The sequence below is a fragment of the Streptomyces sp. NPDC056503 genome, assembly GCF_042794995.1.
In the GTDB taxonomy this organism is placed as follows: Bacteria; Actinomycetota; Actinomycetes; order Streptomycetales; family Streptomycetaceae; genus Streptomyces.
The window spans coordinates 19,266-37,235 of record NZ_JBHTST010000042.1 but is presented as its reverse complement, the minus strand read 5'-3'; the positions used below and the strand labels follow the sequence as shown (position 1 = coordinate 37,235).

Genomic DNA, 17,970 nt, shown 5'->3' with positions numbered 1-17,970 from the left:
GCGCCGCGGCCCGCGCGCGCCCGCCGTGGCCCCCCCCCCCCCCGGCGGCCGCGCCCGGCCCCCCCCCCACGTCCGGGAGCAGCTGGCCCTTTGGGGGCTGTCGGAGCTCGAGACGACCACCGAGCTCGTGGTGAGCGAACTGGTCGGCAACGTCAGCCGGCACGCGAGCGGCCCCGGCCGGCTGCGCCTGCTGCGGAGCGACACCCTGATCTGCGAGGTGTACGACAGCAGCCTCACCACCCCGCGCATCCGGCGTGCGGCCTTCACCGACGAGGGTGGGCGAGGCCTGCAACTCGTGGCCGCGGTCTCCCGGCGGTGGGGCACACGCTTCCTGCCCGAGGGCAAGTGCATCTGGTCCGAGCAGGCGCTCACCTCCTGACCGGAGGCTTCAGCGCGGGTCGCCGAAGGCGAACTCCACCCAGTTGGAGAACTCGACGGCCAGGTGCCGGCGGTGCTCGGAGAGCATGCGAGGGAGCGTCGCCCGGGGGAACTCGACGCACAGTCGCGCGTGGAAACCTCCCGGCACGTCCCGGAACTCGTGGCGTACGCCGCCGATGTGGATGCCCTTGCCGTTGACGGCGACGCCTGCGGCTTCGGCGTCCACACCGGGGCCGCGCGGCGTGCTGAGCGTGGAAAGGTCGCTGTAGTCGACGAGGAACCGGGTGGCCAGGGGACTCCCCCCGGTGGTCTCGATGACTTCCTGCCTCCCGTTGGGGAGGGCCTGGATGAGGAAGTGCTCGGGGTGGGCCGCGGTCATGGAGCGGGCGTAGTCGGCGCGGGAGGTGTCGTCGAACCACTGGACGAAGTCGTTCGCGCTGCCGCCGGCCACGTGGAGCTCGCACACGGACGTGGCGCGCCGGCCGCGGGAGAGCCAGGTGCTGACGTTCGCCACGGTTTCGCTGACACGGAGGTCGCGTGCCAGACGGAGCTTGATCTCGTCGGCCCCCAGCGCGAGCTTGCTCTCGGCGAACGCCCTGCGCTGACCGGCGAGTTCCCCTGCTGGTACCGGCAGGCCGATCTTCGAGGCCGCGGCGGGCAGCCGCTCGGCCTCCCAGGCGAGCACCTGGTCACGGGCGAACCGGCGGCCGTCGATGATCGCGTACACGGTGGGCGATGCACTGCTCATGAGTGTTGCTCCGTTCCTGTGAAGGTGGGTCGGTGATGGTTGTCCGCCGCCCTGTCTCAGCCGTCGGCCGACGGTGATGCGCGACGTCCGGAGCCCACCGTGCTCCGGATGCCCTGCCGGTTCAGCGCGAGTTCGACGGAGCGGTCGACGAGGCGGTCGTCGAGAGGACGGCCCGTGACGAGAACCCGGAAGTACGCGGGAGCCGCGAGATCCTCGATCACCTCGTAGGGGTCGGCGTCCGGCAGGAGTTCACCTCGCTCGACAGCCCTGTTCACGATGTCGGCGGCACCGGCGAACCGCGCCTCCCAGAAGGCGTCCTTGGCCCGCACCACCTCCTCGTCGTCCCCCGCGAGGGAGACGACGGTGAGGATCACCCTTTGGACCTCGGGGCGTTCGACAAGCGCGATGACCTGGCCGAGCAGTGCGCGCAGATCTCCTTCGAGCGTGCCGGTGTCCGGAATCGGATTCTCGACCCGCGCCAGCTCGGACAGCGCATCGGCCACCAGGTGCACCTTGCTCGGCCATCGGCGGTAGACGGTCGTCTCCGCGACCTCCGCCGCGGCGGCGACCCGGGCGATCGTCAGCTGCTCGTATCCCTCGCTCAGGAGCAGGTCGGCGGTTGCGCGCAGGACGTTCTCACGGTTTCTGGCAGTGCGTCCGCCGGGGCGCTGCCGGCCGGGCTTCTCAGTCATGCGTTCCCTCGTGTACGCCGCGGGGCGATCACCGGCCCGGAGGACCGCCGATAGCCTTAATGAAGGACTTCTTGCGTTAGGGTACGCCATGTGCGCTCGCTCGGCACCTGCGCGACGGGCACAGAGAACCGGCTCCCGGCTCGGTGGAGAGTGTCGGCCGATCGGTTGACAGGTGTGGAATCATCCGCAATTGTTCCGATCGCGCCACGGTGTCGACGAGCCCGGCAGGGCCACTCCGCCATCAGGCCCACTCCTCGCGTACAGCCGTCCGCGTCCAGCTGTTCACCTCGGCCGACGGTCCGATCACCCGGCATACACACCATGTCCCGGGTGTGACCGATGCGAGCGACCCGTCCCTTACCCGGCGACGAGCGCAACGCTCACGCACTTCATTCATGGACGACGCGACAGCCGCGGCATCCATCGCCTCGACGCACTGTGCATGCAATCCGTTGACCCGTACGTGCCGCTCGTGCCGCTCAGCCGGTCGGAGCTCCCGCCCGAACTCCCAGGCCGGCGCATGACGTGGTCATCCCCTCAATGGCCGGAGACTTCCGTGCACCCATACTTGCCCTCGACCTCACCCGACGAGCAGCCACCGCCGTGGTCCGCCGCCGAAGCGCAGCACCGCGACCCGCTGCGCCGGGCCGTACGCCGTGTCCAGCGAACCTTCCTCGCGGTCAACGCACCACCCCTCGCGGTCGCCGTGCTGCTGTTCCCCTCCACCGGCATTCCGTCGGTGCGCGTGGCCGGGCACCTCACCATCGGCTTGGCCTGGGGGATCCTGCAATGTGGGCTGCTCGTCGCCAGCGCCTACTGGTACGAGAGAACATGTGCGCGTACCTGCGACCCTCTGGTGTCGTCCCTGACCTACGACACGCCGGGATCTGGATCGGGAACGACGCGAGCCCGGCACTTCTCCGACAGGCGCGGGTGGTGACACGATGGCACCGGAACTCTTCAACTCGGGCGTGATCGACCCCCTCGGCCTCGACCCCATCGGCGCCGACGTCAGACAACCAGTGATCATCGCCTTTCTCGTCTTCGTGGGCTGCTCGCTGCTGTGGCTCGTCACACTCGTCACGGGACAGGAAGACGGCCCGGACCGGCTCTACGTCGCCGACCGTTCCCTGTCCTCCGTCCTCAACGGGTTCGCGCTGGCGGGCGAGCAGATCACCACAGTCACCCTGTTGGCGCTCCCAGGCGCCATCGCCCTGTTCGGCTACGACGGCTTCGCCGCCGCCATCGACGTGCTCCTCGCCCTCGGCGTCACGCTGCTTCTCGCCCAGAGGATCCGCAACAGCGGGTGTTACACCCTGGGCGACCTCTTCGGACTGCGCGCCTCGGGGCGGGCCTCCCGGATCGCAGCCGCCCTGGTCACCTTGGTCATCACCATCCCCCTACTCCTGCTCCAGTTCCGCGCTGCCGGAATCGGAGCGTCCCTCCTGATCGGGGCGTCCACCGAATCGGTTCAGGTGATCTGCACGGTCTTGATCGGCGGCCTTGTCGCGTGCGTTGCCGCCATGGCGGAACTGAGGGGCGCCACCTTCATGCACGTCGTGAAGGTGCCCCTCACCCTGGCGACACTGGCCGTGACCACCCTGCTGGCACTCAGGACGTTCGAGTGGGATCCGGGGAACCTGCTCACGGCGGCGGTGAACGGAAGCCTTGCACCGGACGCGTACCTCAGCCCGGGGCTCTGGCCGTACGAGACCGACTTCGGATCGCTCAACGACGTGGGCGCACACATGGTCGTCATCCTCGGCGGGGCCGTGGCGCCGCACGTGATCCTGCGCATCAGCGCTTCCCGCACCGGGCAGTCGGCACGACGATCCACGAGCATCGCCGCCGCCCTGGTCGGAGTCTTCATCGCGCTCCTGATCGCCACGGGCTTCGCGGCGACGGCCGTGGCAAGCAGCAGGGGGATCGGCGCGATCGACGGCAACGGGCAATCCGCCCTGGTCCTGCTGGCCTCGGAACTGCTTGGCGACGGCTCGTCGGTGCGCGTCGCGCTCATCGTGGCCATCTCGTGCGTCACCTTCCTCGCCGTGCTCACCGCGGTCAGCAGTGTGACCTTCGCGGCCGGCGTCTCCCTGGTCCACGACGTCCTCGCCCGACACAGGCGCCACCGCACCGACGCGGCCCAGGTCCGAACCCTGCGTCTAGCCGTCGTGGCCCTGTGCGCCGTGGGGCTGTCACTGGCCGCCGCCACCTACCGGTACCACGTGGAGTTCCTGATCACCTTCGCCACCAGCGTCGCCGCGTCATGCGTCTTCCCCGCCCTGATCCTCACCTTCTGCTGGCGGCGATTCAACCGAAGGGGACTGCTCTGGTCCGTCCACGGAGGGCTGCTGCTCTCCACCCTGCTCATGGTCTTCTCTCCCAGCGTCTCCGGGGCCCCGTACGCCCTGTGGCCGGAGGCGGACTTCGCCTGGTACCCGCTCCAGACCCCCGGACTGCTCTCCGTGCCTGCGGCCTTCCTCCTCGGCTGGATCGGCAGCCTCACCTCACCACAGGACCCACGGCGCGCTCACGAGGACCTGGAGTTCCTCCTCCTGACAGGCAGAGACGCCGGAGGGAAACCGAACACTTCGAAGCGCTGGCCGACTCATCCCCACTCTTGAAGGACCCCTCATGCCCGAAGAACTTCTGTACGGTCGCGTCCGCTGGGTCCACGACGGGGCAGTCGCCCGCGTCGAGCTGGCGAGTCCCGACACGCGCAACGCGCTGGACGGCGACATGACGCTCGGCCTGCGCGAGGCGAGCGCCCGACTCGCCGAGGGCGTCGACGACGGAACCCTGGACGTCGCCGTACTGACCGCCCAGGGACCCGTGTTCAGCGTCGGCGGTGACCTGCGCTGGTTCGCCGAGGCTCCCGACCCTTCCGCGCGGATCGCGGAAACGGCGACCCTTCTGCACGAGACGCTCCGCACCCTCGCCGAGTTGCCGATCCCGGTCGTCAGCGTCGTTCACGGGACCGTCGCCGGTGGCGGCATCGGCATCGCGCTGGGAGCGGACATCGTGCTCGCCGGCACCGCCGCCGAACTGAGAGTCGCGTACACCGCGGCCGGGCTGTCACCCGGCTGCGGAGTCTCCTGGCTGTTGGCCCGCCGCATCGGCCAGGCCCGCGCCGTGGACCTGGCCATGACCAACCGCATGGTCACGGCCGAGGAGCTCCGGCAATGGGGTCTGGTCAGCCGTGTCGTGGCCCAGGAGACCCTGGCGGACGAAGCCGAGGAAGTCGTGCAGGCTCTCGCGAGCGGCTCCGCGCCCGCGCTCGCCGCGACCAAGCGCCTGCTGCGAGAAGCCGGGGAAGCGCCGACGACCTTCAGCGCCCACCTGGACGCCGAAGCCGCCTCGATCGCGGACCTGCTCGGGGGCCCGGACGGCAGAGAAGGGCTCAGCGCCTTCTTGGGGAAGCGCGCTCCCGTCTTCGTGTCATCGAGAGGCTGACTCGGCACCACACGGGCGACCGCCCCTCGGGCCGGCTGGACGGAGACCCGGTTCGCGCAGTCGTGGATCAGTGTCGTTCGAACGCCGGGTCCTGTGGCCGCATGTGCCGGACGTGGTCCTGCTGCCCGCGGGACCACGTCCCGTACCCGGCCGGCGCCCCCGCTTCGGCGGACCGGTCCTGTTACCTTCTCCCGTCAGCACTCGTCATGAGTACGCCGACCGCATACGAACGGTCGCCGCGTCCACGAGTGAATCGAGAACAAGATGCCGACCACCATCATGTACGTGACGATCTACGTCACCGATCAGGACCGCGCGCTGGAGTTCTACACCGAGGGACTCGGCCTGGAGAAGCGGCTCGACTTCCCGGGGCCCGACGGACGCTTCCTCACCGTCGGCGTTCCCGACAGCCCGGTGCAGATCATCCTGTGGTCGCACGCGGCGGCCGCGGGACAGCCGGGCGGCGCGGGTGCCCCCGGTCCGCTGATCCTCGAATCCGAGGACCTGCGACGGGACTTCGAGATCATGCGCCGACGCGGCGTCACCTTCGAGGACGCCGAACCCGTGGACTATCCGTTCGGGGTCCGCGTCGAGGCGGTGGACCCGGACGGCAACCGGATCTCGCTCCGTCAGCAGCTCAAGCCGTGACCGCCCACCCGTCCGACCTCGTCGCCGAGGCGTTCGAAGCCCAGCGCGATCGGCTGCGCGCCGTCGCGTACCGCGTGCTGGGCTCGCACGCCGATGCCGAGGACGCGGTCCAGGAAGCCTGGATGCGCCTCGCCCGCCAGGACGCCGAGACCATCGACAACCTGGCCGGCTGGTTGACCACCGTGGTCGGCCGCATCGGCTTCGACCTTCTGAGGGCCCGCGCGGCCCACCCCGAAACCGCCTACGGGCAGGAGTCCGCGGACCTCGTGGTGACGCCTGCCGACGACCCCGCGCCGGATGAGCAGGTGCTGCTGGCCGATGCGGTCGGCCTCGCTCTGCTCGTCGTGCTCGACTCGCTCACCCCGAGCGAACGCCTGGCGTTCGTCCTGCACGACATGTTCGCGGTCTCGTTCCAGGAGATCGGCCGGATTCTGAACAAATCCGCCGAAGCCTCCAAGATGGCCGCCAGCCGCGCCCGCCGCAAGGTCCAGGCCGGAGACCGGCCGGTGGGCCCCGGACCGAAGCACCAACAGGTCGTCCGGGCATTCCAAGCCGCTGCCGTCAGCGGCGACTTCGATGCGCTCCTCCGTGTCCTCGACCCGAACGTGAAGCTGACTGTCGACACCCCCGACGGGGTGGTCGTCACCCTCGGCGCCACCCGAGTCGCCGCCGGCGCCCGCATGTTCTCCGGGCAGGTGGCCCGCCACCGGCCTGTGCTACTCGATGGCACCCCCGGCCACATGTCCTGGCGTCCCGACGGAACCCCCCTCTCCGTCATCGCCTTCACCGTCGTCGAAGACCGGATCACCGGCATCCGCATCGTCGTCGACCCGGTCAAACTCGCGTCGATCCATCTGCCCGCCCCGGCCTGACCGTGGGCGGGATCATCCCAGTCCGCGGGGATGGCCGCGACATCGGGCCCGCCCGCGCGGCGGGCCCGCGCTGTTCCTCGCGCTCGCGGGTTGTCGCAGCCGCGAACCACGCCGGGGACCGGTGGGCGCGGTCCCGGCGGGGAGGGGGGCGTCGAGCAGGGTCTTCTCCGTGGGGCCGTCCTGATCGCTCGGACGCCGCCCCGGCCAGGCCGTGCACCGGTTGCTCGCCTCGTACGGGCAGGGCCGCCGTACCCGGTGGGCGTAAGCGGACCATCGGCAGGACGTGAGGAGCGCTGCCGCTGAAGGCCTCGACGGAGACGCCGGAACTTCCCGGCAAGAGGCGTGGCCGACGGCTTGCCGGAGGGGCGCGAGGGCTGTCGGGGCCCCCGCCTCCTGATTCGAAGCGCGCGGCCGGGGCATGCGAGGGGTCCGGACGAAGGGGAGGACCTGACATGACCACAGCCGGGTCGTCGTGGGCCGCCGCGAGGCGAGCGGCTCGGGGGGACGTCGTACGCACGGGTGCCCGGGCGGGTTTCGCGGCGCGCGGTGTGCTGTACCTGCTCGTCGGAGTCCTGGCGGTACGCATCGGCCTGACGGGCACGAACGAGCAGGCCGACCGGGGCGGGGCCCTCACCGAGGTCGCCGCGACGCCCTTCGGGGCCGTCCTGCTGTGGGCGCTGGGCGTCGGACTCGCCGGGATGGCGGTGTGGCGGCTCTCCGAGGCGCTGTTCGGCTCGGGGGGACCCAAGGGCGACGGCGCGGGCAAACGCGCCCTGTCCGGCGCGCGGTTCGTCTTCTACGGAGTCTCGTCGTTCCTCGTCCTGGCCTTCGCGGCCGGCGACCGGGGCAGCGGGGCCGGTTCCACCGACCGGCAGAGCCAGGACATCACCGGACGCCTTCTCGCTCTGCCCGGCGGTCAGTGGTGGGTGGGCGCCGCGGCCGCGGGGTTCCTCGGCGCGGGATCGTGGATCGCGTGCCGGGCGGCACTGCGCACGTACCGCAAGCACCTCGCATGGGGCCGGATGTCCAAGCACCAGCGGCGGTTCATGGACGTCACGGGTACCGCGGGAGGCGTGGGACGCGGGCTCGTCTTCGGCGCGGTCGGCTACTTCGGCCTGAAGGCGGCGGTCGCCTTCGACCCGAAGGAGTCCAAGGGCATGGACGACGCCATCCGTTCCTTCGCCCAGACACCCGTGGGGCCGTGGCTCTTGGTCGCCGTGGCCGTCGGACTCGTCCTCTTCGGCGTGTTCTCCTTCGGCCAGACCAAGTGGCGCGACGTCTGAGCCCGACCGCACCCCGGCGAGCCGCTGCCTCCCGTCCTCGCCTCACCCGGCTGCCACACCGTCGTCGAGACCGACTTCGGCGAGGTACCGCTCTTCAACCGAGTGGACGTCCCTTCCGGCGGGGGTGCTCCGGATCCGGGAAGGGAGCCGGGGTGCAGGGTGGAGAGGGTGACCAGGCTTGGCCAGGAGCAGATGAACGCCAGGTCGGCGGGCGTCTCGCCGGCCGCCTTGAGACCGAGAAGACCGTCAACCAGTGGGCATTGCCCTCGAAGAACGTCTTCGGTGGCGGCACGAGGTGGATGCGGGCGTTGTCCCGGACGAACACGACCGGGCCGCCGAACTTGTTGCGGGCGCGGACGACCAGGTCCCGGAAGTCGCGCCAGGAGAAGCCCTTTGGCTCGTCCTTGCGGCCCCGGCCCCGATCCGGTGACCTCGGCGCCCGCCGCGGAGGCCCCCGTCGCGGTCTCTGCGCGACAGGGGCCTCCTGGTGGGCGGGGTGGGGTCAGGAGACGTGGTTGTAGGTGGGCTGTCCGGTGAGGATGGGGCTGGCGACGCGGGTGTCGAAGGGCTTCCGGTAGTCGCCGGTGCCGGCGTAGAAGTAGGCGGTCTTGTTCGGGCCGTACGCGAACAGGTCGGGGTGGCCGTCGTAGTTGGCGTCACCGATGCCGATGGTGTCGGTGTAGGCGTTCCAGCCGCCGCCGATCTGCTTGCGGGCGACGAAGGTGCCGTCGCCCTTGCCCAGGTACAGCCAGAGGACGCCGTCCTTGTCGCGGGCGACCAGGTCGCCGGCGGCGGCGCCGCCGATGTTGCCGGTGGCGGTGATCTGGTGGTAGATCCCCCAGCCGCCGGTGCCGATCTTCTGCCGCGCGGCGAAGGGAGCGGCGACGTTCCCGGTGTTCTTGTAGAGCCACAGGGCGCCGGCCTTGTCGACGGCGACCAGGTCGGGGCGGCCGTCACCGTCCAGATCGCTGCCGCCGGTGAGCTGCGTGTACGTGTTCCAGCCGCCGCCGATCCGCTTCCGGGCCGAGATCTTCGTCCCGGAGCGGTAGGGCACCACGTCGTACAGCCAGAGCACACCCGTCTTGTCGCGGGCGACGAAGTCGGAGGGACCGGAGCCGATGCTGCCGATGGTCTCGATCCGGTCGTAGGCCTGCCAACCACCACCGACCTCGCCGAATCCGTACAGTCCCGCCAGGGTCTTCCTGGCGTCGTCGTACGTGGTGCCGCTCCGCCACAGCACGCCCTGCGCGTCCCTGGCCAACAGCCCAGGGGCGCCGCTCCAGGAGAAGTCGTGCTGGGTGGCGAGGTTCCGATCGGCCGTGAAACTGCCCGACGCCTTCAGGTCCGGACCGACGCCGTTCTGCGGGACGGCCGTGAACGACCAGTCGTACGTTCCGGTCGGGGCATCCGGGCCCATGCCGGAATCGGCGGCGATCTCCGCCCAGGTGATGCCGAACTCCCCACGATCGTAGAGGTAGGGGCTGCCGGCGGACTCGCCGAAGAGGTGGATGTGCTTCGAGAAGGTCCGGCCGGACGCGCGATGCGTGATCGTCAGGTCGACGTCGGCGTTGTCCCGGGACATCTTCCACTTGAGCGGGATGGGCGCGCTCAGGTCGAACGGCTGCGGGAACCGCGTGCCGAGGAAGGTCAGCTGCGTCGGCTCGCCGGTGGAGGCGACGAGCGCTGCGGTCGGCCTGCCGTCCGCGCCGAGCGAGATCCGGTAGAGCCCCTCGCCGTGCTCGACGGTGCCGCCGCGCACGAGCATCGTGCCGTCGGGGCCGGTCCAGGCCGTGGCGACGTAGTCGAGCAGCTTGACCGTCTCGCCCGTGGTCAGCGACTTCGCCGTGTACGGAACCACCGGATTCACCTCGCCGAAGCGGTCTCCCTCAAGGTGCGACGGATTGCCGTACGTCACCCACGAGCCCATCAGGCCCGCGGTGAGGCGCAAGCCCTCACCGCCCTCGGGCTCGAAGGAGGACCGGGCTCCGGTGGCGCGGTCCACGGTGACGATCTTCCCGCCGACGTCCACCCAGGCGAGGTGCGTGGCGGAGATCGCGGAGTACTCGTTGTCGTACTCGTTGTAGTGGTCCGTGAGGAACGAGGTCCCTTCGTGCGTGGAGACCACCTTGGCGACGGCGAGGTCCACGACGGCGGCGCGGTTTCGCGATCCGGAGGTGCCCGTCAGGCCGAAGTGGACGAGGACGGACCCGTCACGGGCGGGAGTGGAGCGGATGCGATAGGCGTCGATCGGAACGCCCTCGATCTTCCGCTGCGTGAGGGTGCCGCCGGTGCTGGTGACGAGCTGCAGCTCCACGGAGCCGTCCGCCTTCGTCACCTCCGCCAGGATCGAGTTCCTGGAGACGGCCTTCACGTAGACGCCGTTCAGCGGGCGGAGGTCGAACGCGACGGTCCGGCCGCCGTCGGCCATGTCGCGGAGCTGCAGCACCAGAGAGCTGCGGGGTGTCGAACCCCTCCCGGTCATGACCACGTCCGAGCCGGTGGAGTCGGCCATCGGCGCGTCGATCGTGGTGGTCGACCCGTCCGCGAACCGGGTCCACTTGTGCACGTAACGCCCGCCCTCCCACATACGGGTCAGGAAGCCGGTCTTCCCGGCCGCGGAGAACCAGAGCGCGCCCGCCGGGTACGGGAGGGGCGCCGTCCCCGCCTCGACCGCCACCGCGCCGGGCAGCGGGGCGGCGCCTGCCGGGACCGACAAGACGCCCGCGCCGAGCGTGACGGCGAGGACGGTGGTGATCGCGGTGGACACACCCCGACGCCTCATGCTGGCGGAGATCAAAGGTTCCTCCTGGAAGGTCGGATCGACGCGTGTTTCTGCCGGCGCCGCCCGGTGAGACTCACGCCCCCGCCGAAGGGTTGTACGTCGACCGATGGGTGTGATGGGTGATGCCTGGGCGCGCGTCAGGGACCTTCCCGGGTGCTGGCCTGGGCCGATGGGGGCACGGCGAGTCGTTTCACCGGTGAAGGCCGATGACGTCTGACGGGGAGAGGGACTTGTCGCCCCTGCAGACCGGTGCCGCGGGCACCGCGCCGTGCCGCCCACCCGGAACGATCCCCGCCCCGCCTGCCGGCACGTGCCGGAATGCCGTGCTGCGCCGTGCTCCCTGACAGCAACCTATGAGATGGCCCGACCCGGCCCGTCGACCGCTCGGTCGGGCTGCTGTGCCCGCCGAGCCTCATCCTCGGCTTCGGTGGCGAGGGCGGCCTGCCACTGCTCAAGCGTCGCAAGCGTGCTGCGGACCTCGACGTGGTCCCGGCTCCCGTACACACGGGCCTCGTCCTCAACAAGCTCCCGCAACGCGTCCACCGCGGCGGCCAGGTTGCCGGCCCGCCCGACGCAGACCGCCCATTGGTATCGGGTCAGCAGGGTGTGGGGGTGGTCGGGTCCCAGGACGCGGAGGCAGTCGGTGAGGAGTTCGGCGTAGGCGTCCGCGGCTCCGGCGGGGTCGCCGGCTTCGCCGCGCCAGTGGGCGAGGTTGTTGCGGGTGGTGAGGGTCGCGGGGTGGTCGGGTCCGAGGATGCGGAGGCGGTCGGTGAGGAGTTCGGTGTAGGTGTCTGCGGCTCCGGCGGGGTCGCCGGCTTCGCCGCGCCAGGTGGCGAGGTTGTGGCGGGCGGTGAGGGTGTCGGGGTGGTCGGGTCCGAGGATGCGGAGGCGGTCGGTGAGGAGTTCGGTGTAGGCGTCTGCGGCTCCGGCGGCGTCGCCAGCTTCGCCAAGGGTGGCGGCGGCGTGGGAGAGGACGGAATGAGAACCCCCGTCGGCGGCGTTCCGAAGGGCGGTATGTGTGGCAAGAGAAGTGGTTGCCGCACGGTACTGCCTGCTGCTGGAGACCTCCTGCTCGGGCCATGTCTCAAGGAGCGTATCCGCAGCAACCATTCCGAGTTTGTCGATCTCGCTGGATGTGAGCGCTTCCCGAAGGGTGCGCTGGAGCAGCAGGTGGGTGCGCAGGGTGTGATCGGTGATGTCGGTCAAATGAAGCTGGTGAAGGACCCGCAGTGCCCGTTTCACGTCCCGCTCGGTCACAGGCCTGCCAGGTGTAGCCGTCTTGGCGTCTCGTGTCTGCTGGAGGTGTTGCTGGAGTGCGGTTCCCGCGGTGATGCCGTCGGGCGTGTCGTTGGGGTCGAGGAGCGCCAGGACGTGCAGGAGGGGTCGGGCGAGTCCCGGAGGTGTGAGGGTGTTGGCGTAGTCGATGGACAGGGTCCAGGCCGCGGTGACGGTGTGGGCCTGCCGGTCGGGCAGGCCGTCGATTCCGGGCAGCGCTTCGTTCAGCGGCACCTCGGCGAGTTCGGTGCGGTACTCGTCCAGGGTGAGGGCGTTTCCCCGGATGTAGCTGGCGGCCTGCGCGAGAGCGAGCGGGAGGTGCCCGAAGTCGTCCGCCAGCTGCCGCAGCTCGGCGTCGTCGAGGTCGGCACCGGTGCCGGCCAGGCGCTGGCGCAGGTAGTGGACGGCTTCGTCGGGAGTAAAGAGCCCCACGCTGATCTGACGGCGTCCTTCGGTGAGCGCGCCGTCGCGGTTGCGGGTGGTGATGAGGGTGCGTCCCGTCGGTGTGGCCGGCGGCCACAGCCCGCGGAGCACTCCGGCGTCGGGGACGTCGTCGAGGACGACGAGCCAGCGCTGATGCGTGCTCTGGAGCCAGGTGAGGAACCCCTGGGCTGCCTGGTCGGCGTCGTCTCCGGTGGTGACGGGCACGCCGGCTTTGCCGAGTTCCTGGCCTGCTTGGGCGTAGGCGACGGTGATGGTGACGGTGTCGCTGGCGGTGATCCAGAGCAGCAGATCAACGGCCAGGACAGCCCCCGTAGGGGGGTGAAGCACCCTGCTGGCGGGGACGGGCAGACCGCTGGCGTGGCGGACTTGCTGGATGTGGTGGACGGCGAGCTGGGTCTTGCCCACGCCGCCGAGTCCGGTGACGACGGCCCCCGCCGCATCGCCAGAGACGGTGCCCGTACTGGTTATCTCGGCCTGGATAGTGGTGTCGCCTGCGGCCAGAGCGGCGGTGAGCTGGTCGACGGCATCGCGGTGCTGGTAGGCGGTGGCGAGTTCGGGGACGGTGCCGAACTGCCGCGGCCACACCGCTGCCGTCCCCTCGCCAGGGGGGCCGGTGATGTCGTCGGCGGTGTGCGGGGTGCCGGGAAAGCCGTGCTCGGCCAGCAGCGCGGTGAATCCTGGGTCGTCGAGGAGCGGGTGGACGGGTTCGGCGGTGAGGCGTCGCTCGCCCATGCCGGTGCCGTACTCGACGGCGACGCCGACGAGGTGACTGCCGCTGAAGACGGCGGCGCCGGAGGCACCCGCCCAGGGGCGTTCCTCCTGCCGTGTGGCGGCGGGCCAGACCTTGCAGTCCAGGACCCAGCGCCGGCCGGCGGTGGTCAGGGGGGCGAGTTCGCCGCGGAGGTTCTCGTACTGGACGGCACCGCCTGTGAGGGTGGAGAACGCCGGAATCCCGATCCCGGAGTAGGCCAGCGGAGTAGCCCCCTGGGGCCGGCCCCACCGCACGGGCGTGGTCAGGCCCGCGTCGGCGCCCTCGTCGAGAAGCAGCAGCGCGACGTCCGGCACTCCCGGGCTGTCGGGGCCTGCGTCCGAGCCCGGCCAGATGACCGTTGCGGTGCGCTGGTGGACTCCGGTGTTGGTGCGGGGGTGTCCGATCCAGACGGTCGCACCGGCCGCACGGACGCCACTGTCGTGGACGACGTGGAGCGCGGTCAGCACCAGCCGGGGCCCGATGAGATAGCCCGACCCCGACCCCCCGACCGGCTGGTCAGGCTTGATATAGACCGTCCTCTGAGCGTCCACTGTCGTTCTCCCGCTACGCCTGCGTCTCCTGGATCGTCCACGTGTCAGGCGTCGCTGCCGGGCGGGGTGTCGGCCCCAGGCTCCCTGCTGACCGCGTCGTGCCGGCGGATGCGGGCGGGCTGTTCGCCGAGGGCCTCGTCGCGGACGTTCAGCGTCAGGGTCAGCGTCTGCCGGTGCGTGACCCCGCCCCCGCCCCCGGCCTCCACACCACCCTTGGTGCCGAAGGCGCCGATCTCAACATTAACCTTGCCGTTGCCGTCCTTGCGGAACTCGACCTCCAGACACAGCTCGGCCTGCTCTACCTCGAACCGGAACTGCTCGTGGGGGCTGGCGTCCGCGGCCCTGTACAGCTCCTCGCGGAGCTCTGCCACCGCCTCGGACAGCGTCACCTTGCCCACGGTTCCCCCTCCACCGCCACCCGCGGACGGCGCGCTCGATCGGCCTGACCCGCAGTTTTCCTGACGGCACCTCACCTGCGCAGGCGAAGACGGAAATCTCGGAACGTACGCCGGCGCCGCTCTGCGGCAGGGGGGTGGCGAGGATGCGCGGGGTGACGGTCAGGTAGAGCCGGTAGTCGGCGGGGATGCGTGTGTTGTCGTGGATGGTGGCCCAGGGCCGTCTGAGGTCGTCGGCACCCCGGTGCGGTCCGTTCGGGCCGGCCGGGGCCGCTTGTCGTGCACGGTCCCGGCCGGGGCTCACACGGTGAGGTGCTGCCTGGTGCCGGAGTCGTCGGCAGCCGTCCCGGGGGTGATGGCGTGCTGTTCGTCTTCGGGGCGACCCTTCTTGGGCAGCAGGAAGGTGAGGGCGAGGAAGACCACCAGCAGGCACGCCTGGACGATCAGCGCGCGGTGGAAGCCGCTGGTGAAGTCACCGGTTCCGGCCTGGGCGAAGAACACCGAGCCGAAGACCGCGACGCCGATGGAACCGCCGACAGCCTGGACCGCCGACAGGACACCGGAGGCGGATCCGATCTCGTCGTCGTCGACCGAGGCCAGGACGAAGCTGAACAGGGCGGCGATCACCATGCCGGCGCCGATGCCCGCCACCGCCACGCCGGGAGCGATGTCCCAGATCGAGAACGAGGCGGCATCGAGGCCGTCGAGCTCGAACCACAGCATGGCCGCGCCGGCCAGCTGGACCAGCGGTCCGACCTGCAGCACCTTGCGGCCGATCCTGTCGGCGAGGAACGCGCCGCTGATGGCGCCGCCGACCGCGGTTCCCACCGCGAGGGGCAGGTTGCCCAGTCCCGCCTCACCGGCGGTGAAGTGCCGGCCGATCTGGAGGAACAGGGTCAGCACGAGCTGGGTGCCGACGAGCCCGCCGAAGAACAGGGCGATGCCGCCGAGCCCGACGGTGAAGGCCGGCTTGCGCAGCAGGCCCGGGGTCACCAGCGGCTCGCGGCCCGTGGCGGCCGTGCGGCGCTGCTGGAGGGCGAAGAGGGCGAAACCGATCGCCGAGGCGGCCATGGACAGCCACGTCCACAGCGGCCAGCCGTTCTCCTGCCCCTGGTTGAGCGGCAGCACCAGCAGAGCGCAGGAGGTCACGACCAGGGCGGCGCCGGTCACGTCGACCCGGACCGTTCGGTCGCCCGCTTTCTTGGGCACGAACTTCGCGGCGACGATCAGTGTCGCGATTCCGATGGGCAGGTTGATCAGGAACACCGACCGCCAGCCCAGGTCGAAGAAGTCGCCCTCGATGAGGAAGCCGCCCAGGACCGGGCCGATGATGCCGCCCAGGCCGAGGACGGGGCCGAAGATCGCGAAGACCTTGGTGAGTTCGGGGCCGGAGAAGTTCTCCCGCAGCAGCCCCAGGCCCTGGGGCAGCAGCATCGCTCCGGCGGTGCCCTGCAGCAGGCGGAAGGCGATCAGCGACTCGATGTTCGGCGCGACCGCGCACAGCAGGGAGGTCGAGGTGAAGGCCGCCAGGCCGATCAGGAACATCCGGCGCCGACCGTAGCGGTCGCCGAGCCGGCCGCCGAGCACGAGCCCGGCGCCCAGGGTGAGCGCGTAGCCGCCGATCACCCACTGCAGGCCGACGGAACCGGCACCGAGGGACTTCTCCAGGTCCGGCCCGGCGACGTTGACGATCGAGGCGTCCAGGAGGTCCATGATCTCCGCGACGATCATCACCGCCAGGATCAGCCACCGCCACCGGTAGGGCTCGGTCGTCTCGTCGGGGGTGGGGGACGGGTCACGCACGCCAGATACCTCCATGGTGAAGTAATTCCATGGTGAAGGTAAAGTGGTGGCGGTAGGTTGTCAAAGCGGGATGACCGTGCGGACCTCGTGACAGGAGAGCGCGTGACAGGAGAGAAGGCCGGAGGCGTGGAGGAAACAGTGCGCGATGGTGTCGCGGAGCAGCGTGAGCGGCTGATGGAGTCGTTCAGGATCTACGGCGGACACTACGCCGAGCTCAGCCGGCGCTTCGCCGCCTGGCTGGGCCTGCACTCCACGGACGCGACCGCGGTCCTGGAGATCGCCGCCGCCGAGGAGCGCGGCACCCCCCTGTCGCCGGCGCGGCTGAGCGAGCGGATCTCCCTGTCCACGGGCGCCACCACCGCGCTCCTGAACCGTCTCGAAGCGGCGGGACACATCACCCGCGCCCGCGAGCACTCCGACCGGCGCATCGTCACGCTGCGCAGCGGCGGGCACATCCAGGAGAGGGCGGACGAGTTCTTCGGCCCGCTCGCCCACCGCCTCGACGCCACGATGTCGCACTACCCGCCCCGGTTCCTGGAACAGGTCGAGGCGTTCATGACCGACCTGAACACCACCATGGACAGCCACCTCACGGAAAACGAGGGGTAGCGCGTCGATGCCGGCAAGAGGGGCGTGATCCGCTCCCCGAGTTCGCGGGGATGGTCCCTGGAGGATCAGCGGGACGTCCCTCCAGCCCTGGGCGAAAGACGGCCCTCCGCCCGTCTGGAAAATCGGCCGGTCCCGCCAGGGCCCCTCGCCCCGGCTACGGGTGTGCGGCGCCGCCTGCCCGCGCCGCACGAGGGTCGTCGGCAGGCGGGTTCCCCGCCCGCAGTTCCCGCCGCAGTGCGCGCAGCGCGGTACGTTCCTCTGCGCGACGCCGGAGCCGGGCACGCCATCGCTTGCGGATGATGGCGAGGAGCAGGCCCGGGGCGAGGATGCCGCCGAGGGCGAGGGCGGCGATGAGCCACGGGAAGCAGGTCAGCCGGACCGTGTTGCTTTTGACGGTCTTCGTCGCGCCGCCGGGAACCGTTGCGGTCACCGAGGCGGTGACCGCCAGGCGGGCGAGAGCGGGGAGGTCGGTCAGGCGGCCGGTGAGGGTGGCGCTGCCGCCGGGGATCACGTAGATCCCCGTGGGGGTGAGCGGGACGGTACGCGCGGAGCCGGCACCGGTGATGTTCAGCGTTCCGGCGAAGGTGTAGAGGACGTTGCCCGTGTTGCGTACGGTCACGGTGAACTCCTCGCCGCCGCCCGCAGGCCGGTGCTCCAGTTCCGTGAGGGAGACCTGGAGGTCGGCGGTGCCGGGGACGGTGAGTTCGACGATCCGGGCGATCCGGGTCTCGGTGTTCACCCCGCCGCTGACCGCGGGGGTGCGCAGCGCGGTGACCAGGCTGCCGAGATAACTGCCCGGTGGGGTGCCGACGGGGACCGTTAGGGAGAAGCGGACCGTGGCCCTGCTCTTCGGCCGCACGGTGACGGTGGCCTCGGAGTCCAGCTTCAGCCAGGCCCCGACCGCGGCCATCTTCCGGCCTTCCTGCGCGGGGGCCAGGCCGCCGCCGACCGCGTGGGTGACGTCGGCGCCGTAGACGTGGAAGGTCCGGGCCTCGTCGCTCTCGTTGTAGACGACCGCGGAGTCCTCGATGCGGGCGCCGGCCTTCAGCGCGTACCCGAAGTGCCCGCCGGTCAGCGTCGTCAGACCGTAGAGCCCGGCCTGCACGCCGAACGGCGCGCCCGCGGCGGATTCCGTCGGAGTGGGCGAGGGGGCGGGGGCCGGCGCTGCCTGCGCGCCCGGCGCCAGAGCGAGCACGAGGCCCGTGAGGAGAAGGCTCCACAGGGTGCGAAACCGTGCCCGATGGGTGGCGGTGGCACCGCCCTGGGCGCGCAGACAGCTGTGCACG

15 protein-coding genes are annotated in these 17,970 nt (G+C 70.8%); 8 read left to right on the top strand and 7 right to left on the bottom strand.

Features of this window, described 5'->3' with window-relative positions; all coding sequences use genetic code 11:
- Positions 1 to 130: 130 nt before the first annotated feature.
- Positions 131 to 379, top strand: coding sequence for an ATP-binding protein (locus ACFQ8C_RS15465; protein WP_383456925.1), 249 nt, complete (start codon positions 131 to 133; stop codon positions 377 to 379).
- Positions 380 to 388: 9 nt separating this feature from the next.
- Here ACFQ8C_RS15465 and ACFQ8C_RS15460 read toward each other — a convergent pair whose 3' ends face one another.
- The gene (locus ACFQ8C_RS15460; protein WP_383456923.1) at positions 389 to 1,126 is read right to left on the bottom strand and encodes a hypothetical protein; all 738 of its coding nucleotides are present in this window, start codon (positions 1,124 to 1,126) and stop codon (positions 389 to 391) included.
- Positions 1,127 to 1,182: 56 nt separating this feature from the next.
- Positions 1,183 to 1,818, bottom strand: a complete 636-nt coding sequence (locus ACFQ8C_RS15455) for a TetR-like C-terminal domain-containing protein (protein WP_383456920.1) — start codon at positions 1,816 to 1,818, stop codon at positions 1,183 to 1,185.
- 556 nt (positions 1,819 to 2,374) lie between these two features.
- On the opposite strand from ACFQ8C_RS15455, the gene ACFQ8C_RS15450 reads away from it, so the two are divergent.
- From ACFQ8C_RS15450 to ACFQ8C_RS15425, 6 genes are all read left to right on the top strand, one after another.
- The gene (locus tag ACFQ8C_RS15450) at positions 2,375 to 2,758 is read left to right on the top strand and encodes a hypothetical protein (RefSeq protein WP_383456917.1); all 384 of its coding nucleotides are present in this window, start codon (positions 2,375 to 2,377) and stop codon (positions 2,756 to 2,758) included.
- A gap of 4 nt (positions 2,759 to 2,762) precedes the next feature.
- Positions 2,763 to 4,442, top strand: a complete 1,680-nt coding sequence (locus tag ACFQ8C_RS15445) for a transporter (RefSeq protein ID WP_383456915.1) — start codon at positions 2,763 to 2,765, stop codon at positions 4,440 to 4,442.
- Between the two features lie 10 nt (positions 4,443 to 4,452).
- Positions 4,453 to 5,271 carry an enoyl-CoA hydratase/isomerase family protein gene (locus tag ACFQ8C_RS15440; protein WP_383456912.1) on the top strand — a complete coding sequence of 273 codons (819 nt, stop codon included), beginning with the start codon at positions 4,453 to 4,455 and terminating at the stop codon, positions 5,269 to 5,271.
- A 264-nt stretch (positions 5,272 to 5,535) separates the two neighbouring features.
- Complete coding sequence (locus ACFQ8C_RS15435) at positions 5,536 to 5,919, top strand: VOC family protein (RefSeq protein ID WP_383456911.1); 384 nt, start codon at positions 5,536 to 5,538, stop codon at positions 5,917 to 5,919.
- The gene (locus ACFQ8C_RS15430; protein ID WP_383456909.1) at positions 5,916 to 6,791 is read left to right on the top strand and encodes a sigma-70 family RNA polymerase sigma factor; all 876 of its coding nucleotides are present in this window, start codon (positions 5,916 to 5,918) and stop codon (positions 6,789 to 6,791) included. The genes ACFQ8C_RS15435 and ACFQ8C_RS15430 overlap by 4 nt, the downstream gene beginning before the upstream one ends.
- Before the next feature lie 452 nt (positions 6,792 to 7,243).
- On the top strand, positions 7,244 to 8,074 hold the full coding sequence (locus tag ACFQ8C_RS15425) for a DUF1206 domain-containing protein (protein WP_383456906.1): 831 nt from the start codon (positions 7,244 to 7,246) through the stop codon (positions 8,072 to 8,074).
- 502 nt (positions 8,075 to 8,576) lie between these two features.
- On the opposite strand, the gene ACFQ8C_RS15420 is transcribed toward ACFQ8C_RS15425, so the two are convergent.
- The 4 genes from ACFQ8C_RS15420 to ACFQ8C_RS15405 form a co-directional block, all read right to left on the bottom strand.
- A complete protein-coding gene (locus ACFQ8C_RS15420; protein WP_383456903.1) occupies positions 8,577 to 10,841 on the bottom strand; it encodes an FG-GAP repeat domain-containing protein in 2,265 nt (754 codons plus the stop codon).
- A 366-nt stretch (positions 10,842 to 11,207) separates the two neighbouring features.
- Positions 11,208 to 13,877 (bottom strand): tetratricopeptide repeat protein, encoded by a 2,670-nt coding sequence (locus tag ACFQ8C_RS15415; protein ID WP_383456901.1) that lies wholly within the window; start codon positions 13,875 to 13,877, stop codon positions 11,208 to 11,210.
- Between the two features lie 44 nt (positions 13,878 to 13,921).
- The gene (locus ACFQ8C_RS15410; RefSeq protein ID WP_383456899.1) at positions 13,922 to 14,275 is read right to left on the bottom strand and encodes a trypco2 family protein; all 354 of its coding nucleotides are present in this window, start codon (positions 14,273 to 14,275) and stop codon (positions 13,922 to 13,924) included.
- Between the two features lie 297 nt (positions 14,276 to 14,572).
- A complete protein-coding gene (locus tag ACFQ8C_RS15405) occupies positions 14,573 to 16,075 on the bottom strand; it encodes an MFS transporter (protein ID WP_383456897.1) in 1,503 nt (500 codons plus the stop codon).
- Between the two features lie 174 nt (positions 16,076 to 16,249).
- Here ACFQ8C_RS15405 and ACFQ8C_RS15400 point away from each other — a divergent pair, with 174 nt between their 5' ends.
- The gene (locus ACFQ8C_RS15400) at positions 16,250 to 16,684 is read left to right on the top strand and encodes a MarR family winged helix-turn-helix transcriptional regulator (protein ID WP_383456966.1); all 435 of its coding nucleotides are present in this window, start codon (positions 16,250 to 16,252) and stop codon (positions 16,682 to 16,684) included.
- A 154-nt stretch (positions 16,685 to 16,838) separates the two neighbouring features.
- Here the strand turns inward: ACFQ8C_RS15400 and ACFQ8C_RS15395 are convergent, their stop codons facing one another.
- Positions 16,839 to 17,969, bottom strand: a complete 1,131-nt coding sequence (locus ACFQ8C_RS15395) for a hypothetical protein (protein ID WP_383456894.1) — start codon at positions 17,967 to 17,969, stop codon at positions 16,839 to 16,841.
- Position 17,970: the final 1 nt, after the last annotated feature.